This is a genomic window from Limnohabitans sp., from assembly GCF_040401495.1.
Lineage (GTDB): Bacteria > Pseudomonadota > Gammaproteobacteria > Burkholderiales > Burkholderiaceae_C > Limnohabitans.
On sequence record NZ_JBBAOI010000011.1, the window covers coordinates 1 to 22,494 of the forward strand.

At 52.6% G+C, this 22,494-nt stretch carries 25 protein-coding genes and 1 riboswitch; of the genes, 9 read left to right on the plus strand and 16 right to left on the minus strand.

Translation table 11 applies throughout. The annotated features are described in order from the left end of the window. The coding region (gene alaS, locus AC9UEO_RS08375) for an alanine--tRNA ligase (RefSeq protein ID WP_509532095.1) at nt 1-1,958 on the minus strand (1,958 nt) is incomplete at its 3' end. Between the two features lie 53 nt (nt 1,959-2,011). Between alaS and AC9UEO_RS08380 the strand changes: the two genes are divergently transcribed. Continuing rightward, nucleotides 2,012-3,493: an NAD-dependent succinate-semialdehyde dehydrogenase gene (locus AC9UEO_RS08380; protein ID WP_509532097.1), complete on the plus strand. Its 1,482-nt coding sequence runs from the start codon at nt 2,012-2,014 to the stop codon at nt 3,491-3,493. A gap of 110 nt (nt 3,494-3,603) precedes the next feature. After that, nucleotides 3,604-3,954 carry a hypothetical protein gene (locus tag AC9UEO_RS08385; protein ID WP_509532099.1) on the plus strand — a complete coding sequence of 117 codons (351 nt, stop codon included), beginning with the start codon at nt 3,604-3,606 and terminating at the stop codon, nt 3,952-3,954. A gap of 17 nt (nt 3,955-3,971) precedes the next feature. Here AC9UEO_RS08385 and AC9UEO_RS08390 read toward each other — a convergent pair whose 3' ends face one another. Together AC9UEO_RS08390 and AC9UEO_RS08395 are read right to left on the minus strand one after the other, a co-directional pair. Next, the gene (locus AC9UEO_RS08390; RefSeq protein WP_509532100.1) at nt 3,972-4,610 is read right to left on the minus strand and encodes a 3-oxoacid CoA-transferase subunit B; all 639 of its coding nucleotides are present in this window, start codon (nt 4,608-4,610) and stop codon (nt 3,972-3,974) included. A 2-nt stretch (nt 4,611-4,612) separates the two neighbouring features. Beyond that, nucleotides 4,613-5,320, minus strand: coding sequence for a CoA transferase subunit A (locus tag AC9UEO_RS08395; protein WP_509532102.1), 708 nt, complete (start codon nt 5,318-5,320; stop codon nt 4,613-4,615). A 71-nt stretch (nt 5,321-5,391) separates the two neighbouring features. On the opposite strand from AC9UEO_RS08395, the gene AC9UEO_RS08400 reads away from it, so the two are divergent. Beyond that, nucleotides 5,392-5,970 carry a peroxidase-related enzyme gene (locus AC9UEO_RS08400; protein WP_509532103.1) on the plus strand — a complete coding sequence of 193 codons (579 nt, stop codon included), beginning with the start codon at nt 5,392-5,394 and terminating at the stop codon, nt 5,968-5,970. Here AC9UEO_RS08400 and AC9UEO_RS08405 read toward each other — a convergent pair. From AC9UEO_RS08405 to AC9UEO_RS08415, 3 genes are all read right to left on the minus strand, one after another. Continuing rightward, nucleotides 5,967-6,626, minus strand: coding sequence for a TetR/AcrR family transcriptional regulator (locus AC9UEO_RS08405; protein ID WP_509532105.1), 660 nt, complete (start codon nt 6,624-6,626; stop codon nt 5,967-5,969). The genes AC9UEO_RS08400 and AC9UEO_RS08405 overlap by 4 nt on opposite strands. Before the next feature lie 145 nt (nt 6,627-6,771). Further along, nucleotides 6,772-7,191 (minus strand): acyl-CoA thioesterase, encoded by a 420-nt coding sequence (locus AC9UEO_RS08410; protein ID WP_509532107.1) that lies wholly within the window; start codon nt 7,189-7,191, stop codon nt 6,772-6,774. Beyond that, nucleotides 7,188-7,970 carry an SDR family oxidoreductase gene (locus tag AC9UEO_RS08415; RefSeq protein WP_509532109.1) on the minus strand — a complete coding sequence of 261 codons (783 nt, stop codon included), beginning with the start codon at nt 7,968-7,970 and terminating at the stop codon, nt 7,188-7,190. Before AC9UEO_RS08415 ends, AC9UEO_RS08410 begins: the two co-directional genes overlap by 4 nt. Before the next feature lie 125 nt (nt 7,971-8,095). Here AC9UEO_RS08415 and AC9UEO_RS08420 point away from each other — a divergent pair, with 125 nt between their 5' ends. Together AC9UEO_RS08420 and gcvH are read left to right on the plus strand one after the other, a co-directional pair. After that, nucleotides 8,096-9,781 carry an electron transfer flavoprotein-ubiquinone oxidoreductase gene (locus AC9UEO_RS08420; protein WP_509532111.1) on the plus strand — a complete coding sequence of 562 codons (1,686 nt, stop codon included), beginning with the start codon at nt 8,096-8,098 and terminating at the stop codon, nt 9,779-9,781. Between the two features lie 2 nt (nt 9,782-9,783). Beyond that, nucleotides 9,784-10,146 carry a glycine cleavage system protein GcvH gene (gcvH, locus tag AC9UEO_RS08425; protein ID WP_509532112.1) on the plus strand — a complete coding sequence of 121 codons (363 nt, stop codon included), beginning with the start codon at nt 9,784-9,786 and terminating at the stop codon, nt 10,144-10,146. Here the strand turns inward: gcvH and AC9UEO_RS08430 are convergent. Continuing rightward, complete coding sequence (locus AC9UEO_RS08430) at nt 10,143-11,339, minus strand: aminotransferase-like domain-containing protein (RefSeq protein ID WP_509532114.1); 1,197 nt, start codon at nt 11,337-11,339, stop codon at nt 10,143-10,145. The genes gcvH and AC9UEO_RS08430 overlap by 4 nt on opposite strands. A gap of 35 nt (nt 11,340-11,374) precedes the next feature. Between AC9UEO_RS08430 and nth the strand changes: the two genes are divergently transcribed. Further along, nucleotides 11,375-12,016 (plus strand): endonuclease III, encoded by a 642-nt coding sequence (gene nth, locus AC9UEO_RS08435; protein WP_509532116.1) that lies wholly within the window; start codon nt 11,375-11,377, stop codon nt 12,014-12,016. 2 nt (nt 12,017-12,018) lie between these two features. Here the strand turns inward: nth and AC9UEO_RS08440 are convergent, their stop codons facing one another. From AC9UEO_RS08440 to AC9UEO_RS08480, 9 genes are all read right to left on the minus strand, one after another. Then, nucleotides 12,019-12,252 carry a DUF2783 domain-containing protein gene (locus AC9UEO_RS08440; RefSeq protein WP_509532118.1) on the minus strand — a complete coding sequence of 78 codons (234 nt, stop codon included), beginning with the start codon at nt 12,250-12,252 and terminating at the stop codon, nt 12,019-12,021. Nucleotides 12,253-12,346: 94 nt separating this feature from the next. After that, nucleotides 12,347-12,967 carry a histidine phosphatase family protein gene (locus tag AC9UEO_RS08445; protein WP_509532120.1) on the minus strand — a complete coding sequence of 207 codons (621 nt, stop codon included), beginning with the start codon at nt 12,965-12,967 and terminating at the stop codon, nt 12,347-12,349. Next, nucleotides 12,915-13,778 carry an adenosylcobinamide-GDP ribazoletransferase gene (locus AC9UEO_RS08450; RefSeq protein WP_509532122.1) on the minus strand — a complete coding sequence of 288 codons (864 nt, stop codon included), beginning with the start codon at nt 13,776-13,778 and terminating at the stop codon, nt 12,915-12,917. Before AC9UEO_RS08450 ends, AC9UEO_RS08445 begins: the two co-directional genes overlap by 53 nt. Beyond that, nucleotides 13,775-14,857: a nicotinate-nucleotide--dimethylbenzimidazole phosphoribosyltransferase gene (gene cobT / locus AC9UEO_RS08455; protein ID WP_509532225.1), complete on the minus strand. Its 1,083-nt coding sequence runs from the start codon at nt 14,855-14,857 to the stop codon at nt 13,775-13,777. Before cobT ends, AC9UEO_RS08450 begins: the two co-directional genes overlap by 4 nt. A 75-nt stretch (nt 14,858-14,932) precedes the next feature. Beyond that, the gene (locus tag AC9UEO_RS08460) at nt 14,933-15,700 is read right to left on the minus strand and encodes an ABC transporter ATP-binding protein (protein WP_509532124.1); all 768 of its coding nucleotides are present in this window, start codon (nt 15,698-15,700) and stop codon (nt 14,933-14,935) included. Beyond that, a complete protein-coding gene (locus AC9UEO_RS08465) occupies nt 15,697-16,704 on the minus strand; it encodes a FecCD family ABC transporter permease (protein WP_509532125.1) in 1,008 nt (335 codons plus the stop codon). The genes AC9UEO_RS08460 and AC9UEO_RS08465 overlap by 4 nt, the downstream gene beginning before the upstream one ends. Continuing rightward, nucleotides 16,701-17,543, minus strand: a complete 843-nt coding sequence (locus tag AC9UEO_RS08470; protein ID WP_509532127.1) for an ABC transporter substrate-binding protein — start codon at nt 17,541-17,543, stop codon at nt 16,701-16,703. The genes AC9UEO_RS08465 and AC9UEO_RS08470 overlap by 4 nt, the downstream gene beginning before the upstream one ends. A 19-nt stretch (nt 17,544-17,562) precedes the next feature. Then, entirely contained in the window at nt 17,563-18,357 is a 795-nt protein-coding gene (locus tag AC9UEO_RS08475) for a cobalamin-binding protein (protein ID WP_509532227.1), read from the minus strand. A 3-nt stretch (nt 18,358-18,360) separates the two neighbouring features. Continuing rightward, nucleotides 18,361-20,358, minus strand: a complete 1,998-nt coding sequence (locus AC9UEO_RS08480) for a TonB-dependent receptor (RefSeq protein WP_509532129.1) — start codon at nt 20,356-20,358, stop codon at nt 18,361-18,363. Nucleotides 20,359-20,431: 73 nt separating this feature from the next. Then, a riboswitch (cobalamin riboswitch) is annotated at nt 20,432-20,705 on the minus strand. A 31-nt stretch (nt 20,706-20,736) separates the two neighbouring features. Here AC9UEO_RS08480 and AC9UEO_RS08485 point away from each other — a divergent pair. The 3 genes from AC9UEO_RS08485 to AC9UEO_RS08495 all read left to right on the plus strand — a co-directional run bounded on the left by AC9UEO_RS08485 (nt 20,737) and on the right by AC9UEO_RS08495 (nt 22,490). Further along, nucleotides 20,737-20,952, plus strand: coding sequence for a DUF904 domain-containing protein (locus tag AC9UEO_RS08485; protein ID WP_509532131.1), 216 nt, complete (start codon nt 20,737-20,739; stop codon nt 20,950-20,952). After that, nucleotides 20,949-21,245 carry a cell division protein ZapA gene (locus AC9UEO_RS08490; RefSeq protein WP_509532133.1) on the plus strand — a complete coding sequence of 99 codons (297 nt, stop codon included), beginning with the start codon at nt 20,949-20,951 and terminating at the stop codon, nt 21,243-21,245. Before AC9UEO_RS08485 ends, AC9UEO_RS08490 begins: the two co-directional genes overlap by 4 nt. A 240-nt stretch (nt 21,246-21,485) precedes the next feature. Then, nucleotides 21,486-22,490 (plus strand): 2-dehydropantoate 2-reductase, encoded by a 1,005-nt coding sequence (locus AC9UEO_RS08495; protein ID WP_509532134.1) that lies wholly within the window; start codon nt 21,486-21,488, stop codon nt 22,488-22,490. Nucleotides 22,491-22,494: the final 4 nt, after the last annotated feature.

A 22,494-nucleotide genomic window follows, 5' to 3' on the forward strand; every position in this document is an offset into this window, starting at 1 on the left:
AGCATCATGGCGCCGGTTTTTTGCGCGGATTCAATGTCCATCACCCGCGCTTGGGTGCTGGCGTTGGCCAAAATTTCATGGTTCACCCGCGCCTCAATGTCCGCGATTTGGGCATCCGTCACCGCGGCGTTGTGGGCAAAGTCAAAGCGGGTGCGCTCATCATTCACCAGAGAGCCTTTTTGCTGCACATGGTCTCCCAGCACCTCGCGCAAAGCCTTGTGCATCAAATGGGTGGCGCTGTGGTTGCGCACGGTGTCCGCGCGAACGCCAGAGCCCACCGAGGCTTGCAGGCTGTCGCCCACATTCATCGTGCCTTGGGTCAGCGTGCCGTGGTGGCCAAACACATCGGCCTTGATTTTTTGGGTGTCTTCCACCGCAAAGCGAGCCGAGCCACAGACCATCTCGCCCTCATCCCCCACTTGGCCGCCGCTCTCAGCGTAAAACGGGGTGGTGTCGAGCACCACCACACCACTTTGGCCATGGTTCAAGGCCGCGACCGACACGCCATCAAGGTAGATCGCCAAAATTTTGGCGGGCGCTTGCAAGCGCTCGTAACCCACAAACTGGGTGGGGGCGCCGCTGTAGTCCAGCGCCTTGTCCATCTTGAACTTGCCCGCCGCGCGGGCTTGGTTTTTTTGGCGGTCCATGGCGGTGTGAAAACCCGCCTCATCCACATTCACGCCGCGCTCTCGGCAGACATCGTTGGTCAAATCCAGCGGGAAGCCGTAGGTGTCGTGCAACTTGAAAGCCACCTCGCCTGGCAAGACCTTGACGCCATCGGCCAAGGCCTCGTCCAAGATGTGCATGCCGATTTCCAGCGTCTCATAAAACCGCTCTTCCTCGGTTTTCAAAATCGCGGTGATGCGATCGGCCTGCGCCGCCAAGTTGGGATAGGCCGCACCCATGAGGCCAACCAAATCAGGCACCAGTTTGTGAAAGAACGGCGTTTTTTGGCCCAGCTTGTAGCCGTGGCGGATGGCGCGGCGGATGATGCGCCGCTGCACATAACCGCGCCCCTCGTTGGAGGGCACGACGCCATCGCTGACCAAAAACGCAGTGGCGCGCAAGTGGTCGGCAATCACCCGCAGCGATGGCGTGGCCAAGTCGGCACAACCGGTTTCACGCGCTGCTGCTTTGATGAGCGTGGCGAACAGGTCGATTTCGTAGTTGCTGTGCACATGTTGGAGGATGGCCGCCAAGCGCTCGAGGCCCATGCCGGTGTCCACGCAGGGCGCAGGCAGCGGCGTGACCGAGCCGTCCTCGGCCATGTTGAACTGCATGAACACGTTGTTCCAAATCTCAATAAAGCGGTCGCCGTCTTCCTCGGGGCTGCCAGGCGGGCCGCCGGGGATGTGGTCGCCATGGTCGTAAAAAATTTCAGAGCACGGGCCGCAGGGGCCAGTGTCGGCCATCATCCAAAAATTGTCGCTCTTGTAGCGCCCGCCCTTGTTGTCACCGATGCGGATGATGCGGTTTTCCTGCTTGAGGCGCTCGGGTGTCCAACCCGCTTTGACGAAAATATCTTCCCATATGTCATGGGCCTCGTTGTCTTCGATGTAAACGGTGGCATAGAGCTTGTCAGCCGGCAGTTGGTACACCTCGGTCAGCAACTCCCAAGCCCATGTCAGGCTCTCGCGCTTGAAGTAGTCGCCAAACGACCAATTGCCCAGCATCTCAAAAAAGGTGTGGTGGCGCGCGGTGTAACCCACATTTTCCAAGTCGTTGTGCTTACCCCCTGCTCGCAAGCAGGCTTGCACCGAGGCCGCCCGCACATACGAGCGCTTGTCCGAGCCCAAAAACACGTCTTTGAACTGCACCATGCCCGAGTTGGTGAACATGAGGGTGGGGTCGTTGCCCGGCACCAAGGGGCTGGAAGCCACCACGGTGTGGCCTTTGGCGGCGAAGAAATCGAGGAAACTTTGCCGAATGTCGGCGACAGAAACGGGGGCTGAAGTCATACAGAATTTTATGCCATGATTCGTGTTGACCTTTTAACGACAACGGCTCTGCCATGGACATGCAAACCTCTCCCCTTGCCCTGCTCAAAGACCCCAGCTTGCTTAAAACCGATGCGCTGATCAATGGCGAGTGGGTCAAAGGCTCACAACGCTTTGATGTGCTCGACCCCAGCAACGGGCGCAAGTTGGCCGATGTTGCCAACCTCGGCCCCGACGACGCCACCCGCGCCATTGCCGCCGCCGATGCTGCTTGGCCTGCTTGGCGCAGTAAAACAGCCAAAGAACGCAGCATTCTTTTGCGCAAATGGTATGACTTGCTGATGGCGAACGTGGAAGATTTGGCTCGCATCCTCACCGCCGAACAAGGCAAGCCCTATGCAGAAGCCAAGGGTGAAGTGACCTATGGTGCCAGCTTTGTCGAGTGGTACGCCGAAGAAGCCAAGCGGGTAAATGGCGAAACCCTGCCCCAGTTTGACAACAACCGCCGCCTCATGGTGCTGCAACAGCCCATTGGTGTGTGCGCTGCCATCACGCCGTGGAATTTCCCTTTGGCCATGATCACCCGAAAAGTCGCACCTGCGCTGGCGGCGGGTTGTCCTGTCATCATCAAACCCGCCGAACTCACACCGCTGACCGCTTTGGCTGCGGCCGAGATGGCGGTACGTGCTGGCTTGCCTGTCGGCGTGTTGAATGTGCTGACCGCAGACAGCGCCAACAGTATTTCTGTAGGCAAGGTTTTTTGCGCCAGCGACACGGTGCGTCACATCAGCTTTACTGGTTCCACCGAAGTCGGGCGAATCTTGATGGCGCAGTCTGCCCCCACTGTGAAAAAACTGGCCTTGGAATTGGGTGGCAATGCGCCCTTCATCGTGTTTGACGATGCCGACATTGACTCGGCGGTTGAAGGCGCCATGATCAGCAAATTCCGCAACGCTGGGCAAACCTGCGTATGCGCCAACCGCATCTATGTACAAGACGGTGTTTACGATGCATTTGTGCAGAAATTTGCCGCCAAAGTCGCTACCCTGAATGTGGGTAATGGCTTTGCTGAAGGCGTGACGCAAGGCCCCTTGATCGAGGACGCAGCGGTGGAGAAAGTCGAGCGCCATGTGGCTGATGCCGTCAAACAAGGGGGGCGTGTGCTGGCCGGTGGTAAAAAACTGCAAGGTCAGTTTTTCGAACCTACCGTCATCGCCGACGCCAAGGCCAGCATGCTGTGCGCCAAGGAAGAAACCTTTGGCCCGTTTGCGCCGGTGTTTCGTTTCTCAACAGAGCAAGAAGCGATAGATGCAGCCAACAACACCGAGTTTGGCTTAGCCAGCTATTTCTTTAGCCGCGATGTTGGGCGCATCTACCGCGTAGCAGAAGCCTTGGAGTACGGCATGGTCGGTATAAATGTGGGCGTCATTGCCACCGAACACGTTCCCTTTGGCGGTGTGAAACAGTCAGGTTTGGGGCGAGAAGGCTCTAGTCATGGCATGGCGGAATATCTGGAAATGAAATACCTATGCATTGGCGATATACTGAATATATGAAGAAATCAAAAATTTTGTTTATCAAATAATTAATTATGATAAATTTATTTATATTTAATAATTATTAAATAAATGAAAACTTTTATCAATAACTGTTATTATTTTTCTGTATGCGCAACCACATTTACATTCGTTTTTTAACGCTGCTTCACACTATCGAGGGCAAGGGTGAACTGCCCGCTTTAGACCTTGATGCCAAGAAATTGTTAGAGACCATTGCTGTTCGCCAATCACAAGGCAAGCCACTGACCGTGACCGAGGCCATGGCGATGTCGCATATTGCCTCGCCCGCCACAATTCACCGCAAATTAGATGTCTTGCGTGAAATTGGCATGATCGACACGCATTTTGAAGGCAGCAACCGCCGCACCAAATTTTTAGTACCTACACCTCAAGCGGTTCAGTACTTTCAAACCTATAGCAAGGCCATGGACCAAGCCATGGCACAAACCTCCCCTTAGGCTAAGGTTTTCAGTAGCTAAATAAGTGCTACGCCGGTCTTGCTTTGCAAGAACTCGCGGGTCACGCCATCGGCGAGTTCGACCACTTTTAAGCCCTCGGGTGTAACGTCCATCACGGCCAAGTCGGTGATGATGCGATCGACCACCCCCACACCTGTCAGCGGCAAGGTGCATTGGGGCAGAATTTTCAAATCCTCTGTGCCGTCTTTTTTCTTGGCCACGTGCTCCATCAAAATGATGACACGCTTGACACCAGCGACCAAGTCCATGGCACCGCCCATGCCTTTGACCATCTTGCCTGGAATCATCCAGTTGGCCAGATCACCTTTTTCGCTCACCTGCATGGCACCCAAAATCGAGAGGTTGATCTTGCCGCCTCGGATCATGGCAAAGCTGTCGTGGCTGCCAAAAATCGATGTGCCCGCCAAGGTAGTGACGGTTTGTTTACCGGCGTTGATAAGGTCGGCGTCCACATGGTCTTCATTGGGAAAAGGGCCAATGCCCAACATGCCGTTCTCAGACTGCAACCACACCTCGATATGGCTGGGCACATGGTTGGCCACCAGCGTAGGAATGCCAATGCCGAGATTGACATAAAAACCGTCTTCTAATTCGTGGGCAGCACGGGCTGCCATTTGGTCTTGGCTCCAACTCATGGTCAGACCCCCGCTTTCTCTGTGATGGTTCTTTTTTCAATGCGTTTTTCGGGATGGGCGTTAAGCACAATGCGGTGCACATAAATACCTGGCAAATGCACATGATCGGGGTCTAACTCGCCGACCTCAACGATTTTTTCCACTTCCACCACACAGACTTTGCCTGCCATGGCCACGGCAGGGTTGAAGTTGCGAGCGGTTAAGCGAAATTGCAAATTACCCACGCGGTCGGCGGCATAGGCTTTGACCAAGGACACATCGGGTACCAAAGAGCGCTCCATGACGTAGGTTTCGCCATCAAATTCGCGTAATTCTTTGCCATCAGCCACCACCGTACCCACACCCGTTTTAGTGAAAAACGCAGGAATACCTGCGCCGCCAGCACGCAGCTTTTCGGCCAAAGTGCCTTGTGGGGTGAATTCCAATTCAAGTTCACCGGCCAAATACTGGCGTTCAAACTCTTTGTTTTCTCCCACATAAGAGGAAATCATTTTTTTAATTTGACGGGTTTGCAGCAACAAACCCAAGCCAAAATCGTCTACACCTGCGTTGTTGGAGATGGCGGTGAGGTTTTGCACCTTGCTGTCACGCAACGCAGCGATCAAGGCTTCGGGAATGCCGCACAAACCAAAGCCTCCAACGGCAATCAACTGCCCATCACGGACCAATCCATCAAGCGCTGCCGCCGCACTGGGAAACAATTTATTCAAGCCACTCTCCTTTGCTGCAATGCAACGATTCTAAGGCTCGTGGGCATAATGAAGGGACGAATGGAGACAATATGAAGCGCTACCCTGCCCCAGAAATCAAAGACCTGCCCGAGGATATACGGGCCAAAGTCTTGGAGGTTCAAGAAAAAGCCGGTTTTGTGCCCAATGTTTTTTTGACCTTGGCACGTCGACCTGCCGAATGGCGGGCTTTTTTCGCTTACCACGATGCCTTGATGTTGCGCGAAGACAGTGGCCTGACCAAGGGCGAGCGGGAAATGATCGTCACCACCACCAGCGCCGCTAACCACTGCTTGTATTGTGTGGTGGCACATGGTGCCATTTTGCGTATCTATGAGAAAAAGCCTTTGGTGGCAGACCAAGTGGCAACCAATTACCGCAAGGCTGACATCAGCCCACGCCAACGTGCCATGCTCGACTTTGCGATGAAGGTATGTATGCACAGCGACGAAATAGCGGAGGCTGACTTTGCCCCTTTACACGCTCATGGTTTCAGCGATGAAGATATTTGGGATATCGCCTCCATCACCGCTTTTTTTGGCTTGTCAAACCGCATAGCGAGTTTTTCAAATATGTTGCCCAACCCCGAGTTTTATGCCATGGGGCGAATACCTAAAGAAAAAAAGGCTTAAGCCGGCACCAAGTTGCGCACCAGTTGGGACATGAGCAAATCAACCAACTGGTCTTCAAATGCCTCCGACTCCATGTGCTCGAATCGCTCGAGCGATGCGCTACGCAAACAGCCCATGAGCGAGCGACTCAGCACAAAGGTTTGCGTCTCGTCTAAGACCGGCAAAAGAGGGTGGTGCAGGTATTTCAAGCAAGCCATCAAGCGGTCAACCATGTTTTGCACTGACACGGCAGTTTCCTCGGGTTGCTCGAGCAGCCAACACAAGCGGTTCATGGCACGTCGGTAACTTTTCCCTAAAGCAAAACCTTGTATGCAGATTTGCACATAGCGACGAACAAACACTTCTGGCCTGATGTCTTCTGGGTCCTGGCTGCATTCGACCGAAAACAAATAGCTTTCAAGTTCACGCAGCACCAAGTTGCGCCCATGCTGCGACATAGCGCGAAAAATAGCCTCTTTGCTTGAGAAATATTGATACAAGGTACCCACAGAGAAGCCAGCCTTGGCTGCAATTTTGTTGGTGGTCAGACCACTGACACCTTCTCGGTCAACAATTTGCGAGGTGGCTTCGAATATGGCGTCAATGGTGAGTTGAGCGCGTTTTTGGGTCGGTTGCTTGCGCATGATCTGCGCAGACAACTCGTGGGGAAGCGTCACTGTGGTTATCTCCGTCAGTCCCACAAAAGCAGCGAGACACCTTCAAATAATAACCATAAAAACTAATTAATAAGGATTAAGCTGATAATTTAGTAGGAGATGTGAAAGTTTGTATAAAAGGAGCAGCGCGTCAAAACCAAGCACCTCAAACCAAGTGCACCCGCATCCATTCGGGCAAAGGTGCTGATTTTTTCAAAGGGAAATTGACCCATACCGTGGTGGCTCCGCCCTCTGCGTGGATCACACCCGGCTGGTCAGTTCGCTCCAAAGTAGCCCACGATTCAAAGGAGCTGCGTTGCGGATCGCTGACATACATCTTGACCAGCACATCGCAGGGGTATTCCAACTGGATCAAAAAGTTACAAAAAGCATTGACGATGACGGGGCCTTCTCCACTGGGGTCGGGCGGACAGGCCAACTGGGTAAACCAATTGATACGGGCCGTCTCCAAATAGCGAAAGTAACTGGTGTTGTTGAGATGCCCCATGGCATCCATATCGCCCCAGCGCATGGCTATCACCTCTTGGTAAACCCATTTTTTTTCAACAGGCAGTTGAATTCTCATATGGAAAAACCATCATCTGCAGAAATAACGGCACCATTAATGAAATCGCTTTGCGGGCTGGCCAACATCACCAGCAAAGCGTCGAGATCCTGCGGTTGCCCTAAGCGTTTTTTGGGGAACATATTCACCAATTTTTTCCCTTGCTCGGTCTCCCAATGGTGGTGGTTGATCTCGGTGTCGATGTAGCCCGGACAAATGGCATTCACATTGATGCCGTACCTGCCCCACTCGATCGCCATGGCTTTGGTCATTTGCACCACCGCAGCTTTGCTCATGCAATAGATGCCGATTTGTGGCAATACGCGCAGAGCCGCTGCCGAAGCAATATTGATGATGCGTCCACCCGCATACGTGCCTGGCAAGGCGCCTTTGGCACGTCCCAACATGCGTTTACCCACGGCTTGGGCGACGAAAAAAGCCCCGCGCACATTGGTGTTGAAAATAAAGTCAAAGTCTTCTTCCTTGACGTCTTGCAAGCGCTGAGTGGCACTGACACCAGAGTTGTTGATCAAGATATCAATGGCCCCAACTTCGGTTTCCACATGCGCCACGGCAGCTTCAATGCTTTCTTGGTTGGTGACATCCAAACTGATCACATGCGCTTGACCACCCTGCGCTTCGATATCTACGCGCAAAGACTTCAATCTATCCTCACGTCGGCTAGCCAAAACCACAGCAGCACCAGCACCGGCCAAGGTCTGAGCAAACTGCGCGCCCAAGCCACTGGAGGCCCCAGTGACCAAAGCCACGCGTCCAGATAAATCAAGGCTGTATGCCATATTGAACTCCTGAAAGTTAAAAGGGCTCCGAACAGCTAAGGCCCTTTATCATTCGATTATGGCGATAAGCGCTGAGCACTCCGAATAGAATCTGTCGCAGCTATGACATCCTATCCACCGTATCTATGACCCCAAAAAATTTGCTCGACCAATTTGGCCCCCGCGAGGCCATGGAATATGACGTTGTGGTGGTGGGCGGCGGCCCTGGCGGCTTGGCCACCGCCATTCGCTTGAAGCAACTGTGTGTAGAAAAAGGCCACGACCTTTCGGTGGTGGTGCTTGAAAAAGGTTCTGAGCCAGGGGCACATATTTTGTCGGGCGCCGTGATGGACCCTCGGGCCATGAACGAATTGTTCCCCGACTGGAAAGAGCGCGGTGCTCCTTTGAACCAAGCCGTCAGCGGCGACGAGTTGCTGGTTCTTTCTGAGGTTGGTGCTAGCTCTGTACCCTCTTGGCTGATGCCGCGCAATTTTCACAACGACGGTTGCTATGTGGTGTCCCTTAGCAATGTCACCAAGTGGTTAGCTCAGCAAGCGGAGAATTTAGGCGTTGAAATTTTTCCTGGCTTCACCGCTGCTGAAGTGCTCTACAACGAGGACGGTTCTGTCAAAGGCGTGGCCACCGGCCATGTGGGCTTGGGAAAAAACGGCACACCCACCGACAACTTTCAATTGGGTATGGAGTTACACGCAAAGTACACCATATTTGCCGAAGGTGCGCGTGGCCACTTGGGCAAGCAAGTCATTGAGCGTTTTAAGCTTGATCAAGGCAAAGACACCCAAACCTTTGCCATTGGCATCAAAGAATTATGGGAAGTTGACCCCGTCTTAGCCAAACCTGGCTTGGTGGTGCACACCTCCGGTTGGCCTATAGAAGACAACAGCTTTGGTGGTGGTTTTTTATACCACCTAGAAGACAACAAAGTTACTTTAGGCTTTGTGCTGGGTCTCGATTACACCAACCCCTATATGAGCCCGTTCGAAGAAATGCAGCGATGGAAAACGCACCCCAGCATCGCCAAACATTTAAAGGGCGGTAAACGCATTGGCTATGGCGCACGAGCCATCAACAACGGCACTCCGCAGGCCCTGCCCAAAACCGTGTTTCCTGGGGGCGCACTCATTGGTTGCGATGCGGGGTACCTAAACGCGGCTCGCATCAAGGGCAGCCATGCCGCCATCAAGTCGGGCATGTTGGCCGCAGAAGCAGCGTTTGTGGCCATTGCTGAAGGTCGCTCTCACGATGAACTGACGGCCTACCCCACACATTTTGAAAACAGCTGGCTATACAAAGAATTGCACCAAACCCGCAATTTCAAAAACTGGTTCAAAAAAGGCAAATGGGTGGGCCAACTCATGACAGGCGTGGAGCAATTTGCTTTGCCCAAAATAGGTGTCAGCACACCCCCTTGGACCTTGCACAACCACAAGGCTGACCACACCAGCCTCACGCCTGCTGCGCAGTCCCAAGCCATTGCCTACCCCAAGCCCGATGGCGTCATCAGCTTTGACAAACTCTCCAGCGTCTTCGTCAGCAACACCAACCATGAAGAAAACCAACCGTCGCATCTGACCCTTAAAGACAGCGCTGTGCCCGTTAGCACCAACTTGGCCACCTACGATGGACCAGAAGGCCGATATTGCCCTGCCGGTGTTTACGAGTACATCAAGACTGCCCAAGGCGCTGACCAATTGCAAATCAACGCACAAAACTGTGTACATTGCAAAACCTGTGACATCAAAGACCCCACGCAAAACATTGTGTGGGTAACGCCCGAAGGTGGCGGTGGCCCCAACTACGCAGGCATGTGACCATGACCAAATACCACGCAGAACATACATGGGTGCGCACCGAAGGCGATTTCGCTTGGGTGGGTATCACCGTTCACGCCCAAGAAACCTTAGGCGACATTGTGTTTGTAGAACTGCCCGCCATCGGTACCAGTTTTGCGCAAGGGACAGTGTTGGGGGTGGTGGAGTCTGTCAAAGCAGCCGCCGATGTACACATGCCTGCCAGCGGCACGGTGTTACAGGTGAATGAAGATTTGCGAGCAGACCCTTCGCTTGCCAATACCGACCCCGAGGGTGAGGGCTGGTTTTGCAAGGTCCAACTCAGTGACTTGCCAGAACTCGATGGCTTGATGGATGCTTCAAGCTACGCTGGTTTTGCTGGCTAAGTCCGAATAGCCTGCCCCAATCTTTCTATACCTTCTTTGATCTTCGCCACGTCTGCGGTGGCAAAACTCAGGCGAATGGCAGAGGTGTCGGGGTTATTGGCAAAAAAGGGAGTACCTGGCACAAAAGCCACGCCTTTTTCTATTGCACGTTTGGCTAATTCACCGCCATCTTTGAGTGTGCCGCCAGCGCCCGTCAGTTGCGCCCAAAAAAACAGCCCTCCCTGCGGCTGACTGAAGGACAAGGCGTCGCCTAGCTCTAGCTTCAAAGCTTCACCCATGGCTTTGGCTCGCTCAGCGTAAACGCGGCGCACATTCGCCAAGGTGGCGGGCATACGCCCCGCTTTGAGGTAATGCGCTGCAGTGGCTTGGGCGAAGGTAGAGGTGTGCGCATCGCTGAACTGCTTACACATGGTGGCTTTGGCCAACAGCTCTGCAGGCGCAATCATCCAACCCAAACGCAGGCCAGGGGACAACACCTTGCTCAGCGACCCACAATGCACCAACCAATCGCGACTGCCAGGCACTTGCTCGGTGAGCGCCAGCAAAGAAGGGGGCGGTGGTTCAGCGAAATACAAATCGCCATAAGGGTCGTCCTCCACAACCACGGTTTGGTACTTCACAGCCAACGCCAAAATTTTCAAACGACGCTCTAAACTCATCATCGCGCCGCTGGGGTTGCCAAAGGTCGGAATCACATAAACCAACTTGGGTTTGTGCTTGACCATCATTTCTTCCAGTTGGTCAACTTTCACGCCATCGGCATCGATAGGCACGCCCACGACTTGAGGGCCATACAACCTGAAGCATTGGATGGTGGCCAAGAATGTGGGGGCTTCTACCAACACCACGTCGTGGGGGTTGATGAGGGTTTTGGCGACCAAGTCCAAGGCCTGTTGGCTGCCCGTAGTGACAATCAATCCTTCATGGGTCAAACCCCTCACACCTTTGCTGGCCATGAAAGCCACCAGTTGTTCACGCAAAGGGTTGTAGCCCTCTGTTGCGCCGTATTGCAAGGCCGCACCAGGCTCTTCACGCAAAGCACGTTCGCTGGCTTCTCGTATGCCCTCCACGTCAAACATGGCGCTGTCAGGAAAGCCACCAGCAAAGCTGATGATGCCGGGCTTGCCCAGCAGTTTGAAGAGTTCGCGGATGGCGGAGGTTTCTACATTGTTGAGGCGATCGGCAAATTGCATAGGGTGATAATTGGGATCTGACCCCGATTTTGAAGATGAAAAAAGAGCACATCGAGCCGTTTTTTGCGACGCTCAAAGCAGCGAACCCGCAGCCCAACACCGAGTTGGAATATACCAGCGTGTTTGAGTTACTTGCGGCTGTGTTGCTGAGCGCACAAGCCACTGATGTTGGGGTAAACAAGGCGACCCGCAAACTGTTTCCAGTAGCAAGTACGCCGCAAAAAATACTGGCTTTGGGGCTAGAGGGTTTAGAGAATTACATCAAAACCATTGGACTTTTTCGTAGTAAGGCCAAGCACTTGATGCAAACCTGCCAGATGCTGGTCGACTTGCACGGCGGTGAAGTCCCTCGCAACCGAGAGGCCTTGGAAGCCTTGCCAGGTGTGGGTCGTAAAACCGCCAATGTGGTACTCAATGTGGCTTTCGGTGAAGCCACGATGGCAGTTGACACGCATATTTTTCGCATGGGCAACCGCACAGGATTGGCGCCAGGCAAAACGCCTTATGAGGTAGAGATGAGTTTAATCAAACGCATTCCTGCTGCCTATTTGGTCGATGCCCACCATTGGTTGATTTTGCATGGCCGCTATGTGTGCCAAGCCCGCAAGCCCCTGTGTTGGCAATGTCAGGTTGCAGATTTCTGCAACTTCAAACCCAAAACACCCCGCTCCAACTAGCGCTATTCGTCTAAATGGTCTTTGGCTAATTGGATCGCTTGCTTGAGAACGACCAAGTCGCCGATATGGTTGGCCATCACCAAAATCAATCGTGCATTGAGCAAATGGCTTTGGTCTTCGCTCAAGCCTTGGTGGGCATCCATCAAGGCTTCATAAAAAGCGTCCCCTGGCTCGAAGTCACCGCGCACAGCAGAGCCGCTGTCATGAAAATTGGCTTGGGCATTCAAAGTGGTCATGGCATTGCTTCCTAAAGTGGTCCAAGCTTAGCAAAGCTTGAAACTCCCTAGATTGGCAGGACTCCACTATTGCGACAGAAACCTATAGTTTGGTTCAAAAATCTTTACGCCACCACTGCCCATACCCCGGCGCGTCCTTAGGCCACTGGCTCGCACTGTCCACGCTTCGCATACCTTGTGAAAGCAGTTGAGCAACGCGTGCCACGCCAGCGTGGGTGATCCACACTTGGTTTTCGTAAGGCTGTTGCCGTGCCGCATCCCACAAGTCTGCAACCCGAGCCAACACTTCATTGGTGCTTTCAACGCCGCCAAAGCGGTGTGCGCCAAAGTCATCGGTCCAGGCTTGCATGGCTTCCAGTGGAATCGCATTCCAAGCAACGCCCTCCCATGTGCCAAAGTCCATTTCGCGCAAACGCGAGTCGGTTTGCGCTTTCAGCTCAGGCCGTATGTCTGACAAAGCATCAGCCAGTTGCATGCAACGCTGCAAGGGGGACACCCAAACTTTGCAATGCAGTGGTATCGCTTGCGCCAATGCACGGGCAGCTTGCAAGGTGTGTGGTGCATCCGCTGCCACATCCAACGCGCCGTAGCAGACACCACTGGCAATCAGCGGCGTTGCGTGTCTGACTATCCACAGCTTCATGTGTCTAAAACCATCTCGGTCAAAAGCCACCACCAAGGGCCAACGCACAGCCCAAGTAAAACGAAATTTCACACAACTGCTGTGTGGTGCCCAGGCAGTCACCGGTAAAGCCTTGCAAACGCCGCGCAAACAAGCGCAGCAAGAAAATAAATACCAGCACGCTAGCAAGACCGCCGCAGGCTAAAACTTTCAACACCGGCAGTAACTGCGCCGTTACCAACGTTTGACCATCAATCCCTGAAAGCACTGAAGCTGCGACCCATGAACTTAAAGCCAGTGCCGCTGCACACCATAGCAATGCAAGTATCAAACTGCCTTTGCTGATTTGATCTGCCAACGGTTTGGACTTGGAGCCTGCGTCGTCACCCACATGCGGCAGCCATCGAATAATTAGCAAAGGCCAGGTCCGCGAAACCACATGGCCAGCCATCAAAGCAAAACACATCCACAGCATGCCGACCGCACCCAGCAAGGCCAGTAGCGCCACTTTGCTCAGCAAGGCCAGCACCACGGCAATCGCACCGAAAGCACCCACGCGCGAGTCTTTCATGATGATGAGCGCCCGCTCTCGGTCATAGCTGCCGCCCAAACCGTCGGCCACATCGGCCAGACCGTCTTCATGAAAAGCGCCGGTCAACCACACGCTCCAAGCCGTGCCCAGTGCTGCCGCTACCAGGGGCGCATACGCAGCGGGCAAGTAGTGCATCAGTGCCGCAGTCAAGATCACGACCAGGCCGCCGATGACCACCCCAACGGCTGGGAAGTACGCCGCACTAGCTCGCAACATCGCCGGGCTAAAGCCCACCCATTCAGCGAGCCGCCCGGTGACCGGAATGCGAGTGAAAAATTGCAGCGCCAGCAAAAAATGGCGCAGCGCTGTCATTCAACAACCGATGAAGATTTTTCAGACACACCGGCCGAGTCGAAACTGGCCATCTCCCGAAGAATGGCGCAGGCCGACTGCAACAGCGGCCAGGCCAGCGCAGCGCCGGATCCTTCGCCCAAACGCAAACCCAGATCTAACAAAGCTTGCACGCCCAGATGCTGCAACATGAATTCATGGCCGCGCTCTCCCGAGCGGTGTGCAAATACGCAGCGCTGCAGCACCAGTGGTTGAAGAGAATGCGCCACCAGCACCGCAGTGCTGGCAATGAAACCGTCCACCACAATAACTCGCCGCTGCGCTGCCGCTTGCAACACCGCGCCGGTCATGGTGGCTATCTCCAACCCACCGAAAGCGGACAGCGCATCCAAGGGATGCGTCGCATCCGCATGCAGCGCCAGCACCTTGCCCAAGACCTCGCATTTACGAGCTATGGATGCCGCATCCAGGCCGGTGCCCGCGCCGGTACACAGCTCGATATCTAAGCCCGCCAGACGCGCCAGCAACAAAGACGCCGCCGAGGTATTGCCTATGCCCATTTCGCCCAAGAGCAGAGCGTTGCCTGGCAAGTCGCGCACCAGTTCCATGCCGTTACGCATAGCTTGTTCGCATTGCGATGGCGTCATCGCCAAGCATTGCGAGGAATCCGCAGTGCCATGTTCAGCGCCTGCCACTTTACGCACAACCAAGCCTGGGCGTTGCGTGCCAGCAGGCAGGCCCGCCAGAAAGTCGCGGTTCACGCCGCAATCCACCACCGTCAAAGCCAAACCGTGTTGACGCGCCAGCACGCTGACCGCTGCGCCCCCGGCCAGAAAGTTTTCCACCATCTGCCAGCTCACATCCGAAGGAAAGGCTGATATGCCTTGCGCTGTGAGCCCGTGGTCGGCGGCGAACACCACCATTTGCGGATGCGCCAGCATCGGTTTGTCTGTGCCCAAAATTTCGCCGATTTGTACCGCCAGAGCCTCGAGGCGGCCAAGCGAGCCCATGGGCTTGGTTTTGTTGTCTATAGCGGACTGCAATACGCTGTGCAATGCTTGGTCGTTCAGATTGACGAGGGTGGGTAGGGCTGTAGACATAGTCTTGTAGTTTTTCAATGGGGTCATAACAAGGTGTCCTCTGAGGAAACTAGCTTAACAAGGCTTTAAAGATCCCTAAATCGGCAGGACTACCCACTGATCTGCCACACGGTGAATCTTGATGCGATGTGCAAACACTTCCATCAAAGCTTTGTGTAATAGAGGGTCGTCGGGCTTGGCATGAATGACCACACGACCTTGATTCATCAACACCACATGGTCAGCCCGCATGGCCAAATTCAGGTCATGCAAGACACTCACCACTGTGGTGTTTTGCTGGGTGAGCTGCTGAACTGTTTGCAACCAATCAGATTGGTTGGGGAGGTCGACATTGGCAATCGGCTCGTCCATCAACAAAATCGGGGCTTGTACCGCTAAGGCTCTGCCCAACAATGCGCGTTGACGTTCACCCGCAGAAAGTTGCGCCAGACTTTTCTCTCTCAAGGGGATCAGTTGAAGAAGCGCCAGCCATGTTTGTGCTTGTGCAACGTCTTGTGCATCAGCACCCACCCAAGAAGATTGGTGCGGCAAGCGCCCCAGCATCACCACATCATTGACCGACAAATCATCGCTGCCCTGCTCTTGTTGACCCAGCCACGCGATCATCTTGGCGCGGTCTTTTGCCGCCAACATTCTGAGATCTTGATCCTGCACATGCAACTCCCCCGTGCTAGGCAGCAAACCCGCCATGGCTTTGAGCAAAGTGGTTTTGCCAGCGCCATTCGGTCCGACCACGCAAGTCCACTGAGCTGCATGAATCGATAAATCGACTTCGCAAAGGACGCTCAAGGAACCGCGTTGTACGGTCAATTTTTGTGCAGTTAAGGCATACGCGGGCTTCATGCTGACGAACCTGCCATCTGAGAAGAATGGATGCGCCACAACAAATACCCGCCGCCCAAAATGCCTGTCAGCACACCAACCGGTAACTCTTGCGGCGCCCACAAGCCTCTGGCCAATACATCAGCTGTGGTCAGCAGCACACCACCCATCAACGCAGACAAGACCAACAGGGAAGCAGATCTACCTGTGAAACGTGCTCTGACCAAATGGGGAGCTACCAAGCCCACAAAAGCGATCAAGCCGGTTTGCGCAACCGCTGTGGCCGTGGCCAAACCCATCACCGCCAACAGCACGATTCGCAAGGGCAGCACACGCAAACCCAAGCTGTGTGCGGTGGACTCACCCAAACGCAAGCCGTCCAATAACGGGCTGAAAATCCACGACATCCCTGCAGATGACAACAACACGATAGACATCAATACACAAGCCTGTCCACTCAACATGCTGGTGTTGCCCAGCAAAAAAGACTGCATCGCAGGCAAAGTTTGGGGAAATACCAAAGTCAGCAAAGAGGTGAGCGCGCCCAAAACCACACCCACCACCACGCCAGCCAATAACAAACGCAAAGTGTGCTCAACACCCTTGGCAAGCAAAAGCGTGAGAAGAACCGCCGCCCATGCGCCCACAAAGGCCATGCCGGTTAAACCCAAACGCATCGCCCATTGCATGGCCTCAGACATATCTGCAAAGCTGGCAGAGCCCCATAGTCCCAATGACAAAGCGACGGCTACGCCCAGGGATGCGCCAGAGGCGCTTCCCAACAAATACGGGTCAGCTAAGGGATTGCGAAACAAGCCCTGTGCCAAAGCACCAGCCAAACCCAGCAAAGCACCCGCCAACCAAGCGCCCAGTGTTCTTGGCAAACGAATGTCTTGAACGATGGGGTCATGCCAATCGGTATGCCACTCCCAACCGAGGCTGCCGGTCATCAAACCCATAGCCATAGCCATCAACGAAAGCGCAAGCAGCGACCAAGTAAGCACAGTAACGCGGGACAATTTCATGATGGAAAACTGCGTTGTACACAGTCACTGATGAGTTGTGCGGCCTCACCCAAACGCGGTCCTGGTCGCACCAAAACATCGGCTTGTGCTGAGGGAAAAGCACAGACTCGCTTGTTCTTAATAGCGGCGATACCAGACCAACCCGGGCGTTGCGAAAGATGGGTCACCATGGGCTGAGCCAACACCATCAACTGCGGGTTAGCTCGCACCACAAATTCCGGATTGAGCTGTGGAAATGCACCCATGCCAGCAGGAACAATATTTTTCAAACCCAGCTGGCGCATGATTTCACCAATGAAAGAGGCCTCACCTGCGGCATAACCGCCCGTGCTGGCTTCAAGGTAAACCGTGGCGTTGATAGCCTGTGAAGGAATGTTCGCTTTGGCTTGATTGACTTGTTGTTGAATGTTTTGCCACACAGCATCGGCTTGATCCTGAGCATTGGACAGTTGCAGTACGACAGCCACTGTTTGCAACACACGATGCACATCTGCATGGGTTTGTGGCTCTAGCGCTAGCACCGCAATACCCAAGGCCTCTAACCGCTGGATGATGCGAGCGGACTTTGCCAGCAACACCAAATCAGGTTTCAACCGAACCAATGCTTCCAACTGCGTGTCGTCCAAACCACCGAGCTTGGGCAAAGCTTTCACAGAAGCAGGCCAATTGGCGTGTTTGTCGGTACCCACCAAACGGTCACACGCACCCAAAACACACACTGTTTCGGCCAAGGAAGGGAGCAAGGTGACGATACGCTTTGGCGCTTGGGTAAATGTCACAGTCACTTGCCTGTCATCGGTTACCGTGACGGCAACTGCAGCGTGAAACCACAGCCCCATGCAGATAAACAAAAGCAGCCTAGCCACAGTTTTGTACCCAGTTTTGGAAGATACGGTGTAACTGATTCACGCCATCGGTCAAAGCAGCGGGTCCTGGTTGCAAAATGTCGGCAGATTTGATTTCGAAAATCTGCCCGTTTTTGACAGCAGGAACATCGCCCCAACCTGTGCGCGCAGCTACTTTTTCAGGGCGAAACTTCTTGCCGCACCACGAACCGATGATGATGTCGGGGCTACGTCGGACGATCTCCATAGGGTCAGCGATGATGCGGTCTTTTCCCATGGACTGCAATGCCAACTCGGGGAAACAATCATCACCGCCTGCGATTTGGATCAGTTCGGACACCCAACGAATGGCGCTGATGGGTGGTTCGTCCCATTCTTCAAAATACACCTTTGGGCGTTTGACATAGGTTTGAGTTTTCAAAGTGTGCAAATGTTGCTGCATAGCTTCTATGCGCTGCAAGCCTTGTTCTGCTTCGCCCACCATGGCCGCAACTTGGTAGAGCATGGAAAAAATCTCGTCCACGCTGCGTTGATTGAACACCGTCACCTGAATACCATGTCGAATCAATGCGGCAGCAATGTCTGCTTGAAGGTCTGAAAACCCAAACACGCAATCAGGCTTTAAGGCCAATATCTTGTCGATCTTGGCGCTGGTAAACGCACTGACACGCGGCTTTTCATGCCGCGCTTCTTTAGGCCTGACGGTGTAGCCCGATATACCCACAATGCGGTGCGACTGCCCCAAGAGGTAGAGCCACTCGGTGGTTTCCTCGGTAAGGCAGACGATGCGTTGGGGAATCACAATGATCAGTTAATTCAAATAGTGTTTGTAAACAGCAAAGACACTTCGCTTCATGTCGGGGTACAAGGCGATGCTGCCAACGTTGGTAGTAGCATAAGAATAATAGTCCTTGTTAAAAATATTTTTAACCGCAACTTGGAATTCCGATTTCGGGAGCTTGTATAGGTAGCTGAGATCAGTGACTGTATAAGCAGGCATGCTGTAGAGATTTACATAATCGCCACCAATTTGTTGTGAACCTGTGTAAACAATATTCACATTCAAACTTTGTGCGGAAGCAAACTTCCAATTGGCTCTGAAAGAATAAATTTTGTCAGGTGACAAAGGGATTTCATTTCCTGCGTATGTTCCTTCAACAAAACGTGAACGTTTGTAAGTTGCGAAACCACCGATGTCCAAGGAGCTTGTAATGCGCTGGCGAACACTTAAATCAACACCTTTTCTTTTTGTGGGGTCAAGATTGATATTTGTATAGTAGTTTTCGTAATAAGCAATTTCATTTTTCAAATCGCTTTGGAATACCCTTATATTGATATCTCCTTTACTGTAAATGTAGTGCCAACCAATTTCTTTATCCAGGGACGTTTGAGGATTCAAATTCGTTTCAGTGTATGTACCCGAATTAATTATTTCGCTCAAGTCGTATGAGCTAATTATTTCATCTAGGTTTGGCAACCGATAATTGCCAGATAACTTAGCCCAAACTGACTGGCTTGAGCTGATGGATTGTGTAACGCCCAATTCCCATGCCTCCGCTTTTTTTTGTGTTGAATAGAGTTTCCCTTTATTACGTCCATAAGTATCTTTGTACATATCTTCCACTCTATAACCAGCAGATATACGGGTTTGTGAAGACGTTAAGTCAAATTCATTTTTTAGAAAAAATGAATTACTGTCTGCAGAGTTATCGTAATAACCATAGCTAGAGTCGTTTCTTAATTGTGTCCATTCACTTCTTTCCAATCCAACCAAGTAAGTGTAATTACCCCAACTAGTAGGTAGCCCTTGGCTTAAAGTTGTTAAGTAGGTGTCATTTTTTGTTGTATAGGTTGCAGTACTTGCATAACCACCCTTATTATCAAGGAAATAATAACTTCTATCTCTTCGCTTAACGTCATTTCTCCAGATGATGCCATTTAAATCAATTTCTGAAAAAGCACCGTAATGCTTTGAATTTGAATCAAGGAAGGTCAGCAAAGATAAATTGATGGTATTTGCTTGGTTCCTGTTTTCCAAATATTTCGCCATAGTCAAACCGCCCGGTGTTTGTGCTAACTCATTGTTATTGGAAAAACTGCCACCGATTCTTGCTTTGTCACTGATCATTTGAATGGCAAGACTGGCGTTATCTGTATTGCTTGCTGAATTCTCCCTGAACCCATTAGATTCCCCTTTGGAACCTGACGCAAATAAGCGTAGACCATCATGAGAATATTGCGTGCTTGCTTTGACGTCTTTATAGCCATAGCTACCAAATCCAGCTTCTAGCTTTGCTGAGTTTTGTGATTTGCTACTTAACCCAGAGGCATGGGTGATGATGTTGATCACACCACCAACCGCACCCTCACCATACAACACAGATGAACCTCCACGTTGAATTTCGATTCGCTCAACTTCGTCTAAGGAAATATTGCTGATTCGAATTTCACTGCTGTCACCTTGTTTGAAAGCAACGCCATCAATGACATAAACCAAGTTAGAGGCAGCAGCTTCGCCAAAGCCGCCCATGTCCATGGCGAACTCATTTCCTCCAAACAAACTTTTTCTACCTAGAACACCACCCAGACTAATCAAAGCCTCGTTCACTGTTCTTACTCCTGAATTTTTCAAGTCATCTTGAGTTATGACGGTGACAAAAGCAGCTAGCTTTAGTGGATCTTGAGGGTATTTGGTTGCAGTAACGATGTAAGGGGCAAGTTCAGGTGCCTCGTTGTCGTTGGTTTGTGCGATGCAAGCCAGATGCGAGACAGCACAAATGCTGCATAAGAGCAATTTTAAAAAGTTCATGATGAAAAATACCAGCCAAGTGCCCTCACCGCCTTCCCCGACAGTGCATGGACGTTAAGAAGCCACGAACGAACGCGGCTTCACCTTGTTGGCCGGTATCCGGGCTGGCGAAAACAACCCTGTCCGCCTTCCCAGTTGCTTGTTCAAGGCAACCAGTGGCTGTGTAGGAGAGGATGGAAACACCCTAGGGCATTTCGTTCGCTTGACCGTTGCGGGGGCAGCGCAGGCTGGTTTGAAGCCAAGCTATGTACAAAAAAAGATGTACTAAGTAGGCCAAAAAACTTCTGCTTCCCGTTGAACTGCGGTATGTGAACCACACCGCGAGCACCAACCAAGGCATTCTAACCACAATCTTAATTAGCCCCCTAAAATGCGCCCATGTCGGAAAATTCATCCCTAGACCCCGTTCTGGAGCGCGTCGAACGTTTGCTGTTGCGTTACGAAGAACTGCGCCGCACCAACGAACTGCTCATTGCCCAAGTTGAAACACTTGCCCAAGAACGCGATTCACTCAAATCACGTTTACAAGCTGCACGAAGTCGCATCGATGGTTTGCTCGATCGCTTACCCCTTGAAGTCAAGGACAGCGCATGAACCAGTTAGAAGTTCAGATCATGGGGCAAAGCTATATATTGGGTTGCCCTGTGGGCGCTGAAGAGCGTTTTCATGCAGCGGTTCGCCGTGTCAACGATGCGATGTGCAAAATTCGCGACGCTGGAAAAATCAAAGCGCGTGACCGCATTGCGGTGTTGGCAGCGCTGAACTTGGCATTCGAGTTGTCCGACTTCTCTGGTGCGCCCAGCGAACCCAGTTCCTCCAACCACAATCTGAATAACTTACTCTACCGCCTTGACACCGCTTTGGGACATGATGGTCACTTGCTCTAAGCCTTCTACAATGGTGTGGTCTGCAAGTCTGCCGGGTTTTATATTTCTTGAACCAATGCTCTTTGGAGCCCCGGGCTTGGAAATTGGCTGGTGAGCGTGAACATCTCGCGTTAGATGAACCCAACACCTTTCTGACCTCGCCCACCTGAACCTTTCGTTCAGGATGACGATCCGGCGGCCCTTGCAGACACTTTTACTTTTACACATCTCTCTTATGTCGACTTCTCTTAGATTTACGTCATGTCTTTACGCATAGCCATTGTTGGAGCAGGAGCCATTGGCGGCTACCTTGCAGTCAAGCTTAGCTTGGCAGGACACGAGGTCACTTGTATCGCACGTGGCGACAACCTTCGCGCCATCCAAAGCCACGGCATGAAGCTGATAACAGAGGACGGCACTGAATGGGTCGCCCCCGTCAAAGCTTGTAGCGTCGATACCGCTGACACTTACGACTATGTTTTTTTAACTCTGAAGTCGCATCAAGTCGCAGCAGTGGCCCAAGACATCGACCGCTTATGCCATGACACCACTGCCGTGGTGACCATGCAAAACGGTTTGCCTTGGTGGTACTTCCACCAACTTGTCGGTGACTACCAAGGCACTCAACTCAAGACACTAGACCCCGATGGAATGCTTTGGCAGCATCTCAAACCCGAACGTGTAATCGGTGCAGTGGTCTACCCTGCCGCAGAGTTGATTGCCCCAGGTGTGGTCAAGCTGATTGAAGGCAACCGATTCACCTTGGGGGAGCCCAGCGGTGAGAAGTCCGAGCGGGTCACTCTGTTGGCGCAAGCCATGATTGGTGCTGGTTTCAAAGTGCCGGTGTCGGCAGATATCCGCAGTGAGCTGTGGGTGAAGTTGTGGGGAAACCTGTGCTTTAACCCCATCTCGGCTTTAACCCACGCCACACTCGAACAAATTGCCTTGCATCCGCTTAGCCACACACTGGCCAGTCAAATGATGCAAGAGGCCCAAGCTGTGGGTGAAAAAACCGGCGCACAGTTCAAGATCAGCATTGAAAAGCGCATTGCAGGCGCACAAGCTGTGGGTGCTCACAAGACTTCTATGCTGCAAGACATTGAGCAAGGCAAAGCCCTAGAACTGGATGCGATTTTGGGTGGGGTGATTGAACTGGGCCGCGTAGTCGCACTACCTACACCTACGCTTGAGACGGTTTACAGCCTGACTCGCTTGCTAGAGCAAAGCGTTTTGCATAGCCAGCACGGATTGAAATTAAAAACTTAAAGGA

Excerpts from the sequence above, each read along its gene's own strand:
- AC9UEO_RS08380 (WP_509532097.1), top strand. The coding sequence starts at position 2,012 with ATGGACATGCAAACCTCTCCCCTTGCCCTGCTCAAAGACCCCAGCTTG.
- AC9UEO_RS08385 (WP_509532099.1), top strand. The coding sequence starts at position 3,604 with ATGCGCAACCACATTTACATTCGTTTTTTAACGCTGCTTCACACTATC.
- AC9UEO_RS08390 (WP_509532100.1), bottom strand. The coding sequence starts at position 4,610 with ATGAGTTGGAGCCAAGACCAAATGGCAGCCCGTGCTGCCCACGAATTA.
- AC9UEO_RS08400 (WP_509532103.1), top strand. The coding sequence starts at position 5,392 with ATGAAGCGCTACCCTGCCCCAGAAATCAAAGACCTGCCCGAGGATATA.
- AC9UEO_RS08410 (WP_509532107.1), bottom strand. The coding sequence starts at position 7,191 with ATGAGAATTCAACTGCCTGTTGAAAAAAAATGGGTTTACCAAGAGGTG.
- AC9UEO_RS08415 (WP_509532109.1), bottom strand. The coding sequence starts at position 7,970 with ATGGCATACAGCCTTGATTTATCTGGACGCGTGGCTTTGGTCACTGGG.
- AC9UEO_RS08420 (WP_509532111.1), top strand. The coding sequence starts at position 8,096 with ATGACCCCAAAAAATTTGCTCGACCAATTTGGCCCCCGCGAGGCCATG.
- gcvH (WP_509532112.1), top strand. The coding sequence starts at position 9,784 with ATGACCAAATACCACGCAGAACATACATGGGTGCGCACCGAAGGCGAT.
- AC9UEO_RS08430 (WP_509532114.1), bottom strand. The coding sequence starts at position 11,339 with ATGCAATTTGCCGATCGCCTCAACAATGTAGAAACCTCCGCCATCCGC.
- nth (WP_509532116.1), top strand. The coding sequence starts at position 11,375 with ATGAAAAAAGAGCACATCGAGCCGTTTTTTGCGACGCTCAAAGCAGCG.
- AC9UEO_RS08440 (WP_509532118.1), bottom strand. The coding sequence starts at position 12,252 with ATGACCACTTTGAATGCCCAAGCCAATTTTCATGACAGCGGCTCTGCT.
- AC9UEO_RS08450 (WP_509532122.1), bottom strand. The coding sequence starts at position 13,778 with ATGACAGCGCTGCGCCATTTTTTGCTGGCGCTGCAATTTTTCACTCGC.
- cobT (WP_509532225.1), bottom strand. The coding sequence starts at position 14,857 with ATGTCTACAGCCCTACCCACCCTCGTCAATCTGAACGACCAAGCATTG.
- AC9UEO_RS08460 (WP_509532124.1), bottom strand. The coding sequence starts at position 15,700 with ATGAAGCCCGCGTATGCCTTAACTGCACAAAAATTGACCGTACAACGC.
- AC9UEO_RS08465 (WP_509532125.1), bottom strand. The coding sequence starts at position 16,704 with ATGAAATTGTCCCGCGTTACTGTGCTTACTTGGTCGCTGCTTGCGCTT.
- AC9UEO_RS08470 (WP_509532127.1), bottom strand. The coding sequence starts at position 17,543 with ATGGGGCTGTGGTTTCACGCTGCAGTTGCCGTCACGGTAACCGATGAC.
- AC9UEO_RS08480 (WP_509532129.1), bottom strand. The coding sequence starts at position 20,358 with ATGAACTTTTTAAAATTGCTCTTATGCAGCATTTGTGCTGTCTCGCAT.
- AC9UEO_RS08485 (WP_509532131.1), top strand. The coding sequence starts at position 20,737 with ATGTCGGAAAATTCATCCCTAGACCCCGTTCTGGAGCGCGTCGAACGT.
- AC9UEO_RS08490 (WP_509532133.1), top strand. The coding sequence starts at position 20,949 with ATGAACCAGTTAGAAGTTCAGATCATGGGGCAAAGCTATATATTGGGT.
- AC9UEO_RS08495 (WP_509532134.1), top strand. The coding sequence starts at position 21,486 with ATGTCTTTACGCATAGCCATTGTTGGAGCAGGAGCCATTGGCGGCTAC.